This is a genomic window from Mogibacterium pumilum, assembly GCF_002243385.1.
Lineage (GTDB): Bacteria > Bacillota > Clostridia > Peptostreptococcales > Anaerovoracaceae > Mogibacterium > Mogibacterium pumilum.
Genome location: NZ_CP016199.1, coordinates 924,668 through 926,825, shown reverse-complemented (window position 1 = coordinate 926,825; position 2,158 = coordinate 924,668). Strand labels below are relative to the sequence as shown.

Annotated in this window: 1 protein-coding gene; it reads right to left on the bottom strand. The window is 46.5% G+C overall.

Annotated elements, in window-relative coordinates; all coding sequences use genetic code 11:
• Positions 1-94: 94 nt before the first annotated feature.
• Positions 95-1,450, bottom strand: coding sequence for a group II intron reverse transcriptase/maturase (gene ltrA / locus AXF17_RS04450; RefSeq protein ID WP_237049005.1), 1,356 nt, complete (start codon positions 1,448-1,450; stop codon positions 95-97).
• Positions 1,451-2,158 lie beyond the last annotated feature (708 nt).

Genomic DNA, 2,158 nt, shown 5'->3' with positions numbered 1-2,158 from the left:
AATAGGGTAGAGCGAGGGCGTTAGCCCTCAACCCTCCCGTTGCACCGTACGTACGGGTCTCGTATACGGCGCTACATCAACATAGAATCAAGCGTTAATTCAGATAATACGCCAAAGGGTCGACCAATCCCGGTCGGCTCTTTGTCTTTTTGCCAAGTATCGTTGGATTGAGCAGGAAATTAATATCCCGAATAGTAGCCATTCGGTACCATCCCTGCCTTGCGTTTGCCACGCTTAACAATCTTTTCTCCTCAAGGCCACATTCCTGAATCCTATTCAGAGCCATCAGGTTCTTGAATATGGTCTTCGGCTTTTTCCACTGTTTGAGTATCACTACTCTCACCTTGTGCCTCAGCCATTGTCCATATTCATCAAGAAAGCCTTTCATGCTACCGATTCTGTAGTAGTTTATCCACCCCCGGATGAGCCAGTTCAGTTGCATAAAGGTAGACTTTATGGTTCGCGCAGCCGCTTTCTTCCGACAAAGAATCTCACGAGTCTTCTCATAGAGTTTCTTCTTTCGGTCTTTGGCAAGCCTGCACTTCCAACCGTCTTTGCTCTTCCAGAATGTGAATCCCAGAAAGTTACTCTTCGTAGGTCTTACTACCTTTGTCTTAGTGGCACTGACTCTCAGCCGAAGTTTGCGCTCCAGCCAGCTTGTCACAGACTTCATCACTCTGTCTGCCGCCATTTCACTTTTCACGAAGATGTCGCAGTCGTCAGCGTATCTGACAAAATGAAGTCCCCTTGATTCCAGTTCCTTGTCGAGCTTGTCAAGGTAGATGTTGGATAGTATAGGTGAAAGAGGTCCACCTTGCGGTACCCCTTCTTCACTTGGGCTTACCAAGCCATCTTCCATGACTCCAGCTCTTAGAAACTGTCGAATCAGTCGTAGCGTTTTCGCATCATTAATGCGTTCTCTGAGTATTGAAATTAACTTGTCATGGTTTACCGTGTCGAAATACTTCTCGATGTCAAGGTCTATCACCCACTCATATCCCTCGTTGAGGTATTCGAGGGCTTTCTCTATCGCTCCATGGCAATCTCTGTTCGCTCGGAACCCATAACTATGGTCACTGAAATATTTGTCATATCCCAGAGACAGTATCTGTGCTGTCATCTGCTGTACAACTCTGTCTGTGACTGTCGGTATTCCGAGAGGTCTCTTCTTGCCGTTGGCTTTAGGTATGTAGACCCTTCTTACCGGACTCGGCCTGTATTTACCTTCACGTATCTGAGTCTTCAGCTCTTCCCTATGAAGAGTAAAATACACGTCAAGTTCATCTACCGTCATCCCATCGACTCCGGCTGCACCTTTGTTTCGCTTGACGTTCTTGATTGCCTCGTCAATATTCCTGTCCTGTAATATCCATTCGATTAATTCCACTTGTTGCTCCTCTTTCTGTTCGTAAAACTGCCGGAAATCATCCCCTCTACCTTTTGCCTCCACAGACTTACGTTTCTGCTTTCAGAGCATATCCTCGATTTCGGATTATTCCGACCTTGCTTGCAGTGATTTGCAATACATTGACATTAGACCCTTCCCGTTCGTGCTCCCGGTACTATGGTCTAAGCTGACTCCCGGACGCAAGCCTTTTCCGCACGTGTTTCCACGCCGTCCGGGTCTCCCGGGGTAAGACATAGTTCTTTCGCCACACAACCTCCGGATTTACTGTCTCGGTGATACGTTTACCTTTTGGGCTTCGGTTTGTGTAGCAACCTCACCCACCGTTTAGCCTTGTATCCGGTTTCTGTTCGTAGGCTCGATGGCTTTGCTACACCGCTTCCTTCACTTGAGCATTACTGCTTTCCGCTTGCGGTTCGCTACACTTGGCGGTAAATACCCGTGACTGGACTCTCACCAGTAAGAACTGTGCCATGCCCGGCACACCGACAAAAGGTCGGTAGCATATGCCACCGACCTTAATACATCTAAAAGTTCAGGTTCTATAAATTCTTTTGGGGTTTAGGAGGTACCTATCCATTTCATTGTGGTGTTTTAAACCCCTACCTATACACTTGTTGGGGTAATAAAAAAACACCCCAAAAAAATCAATGTTGTCCCTGACAAGGGGTACACATCATAATTTGGATAATCTAAAAAGGACGGAGATTTAACCATGATTAGTTAAATTCTCCGTCCTTTGTTGTTCCTCAA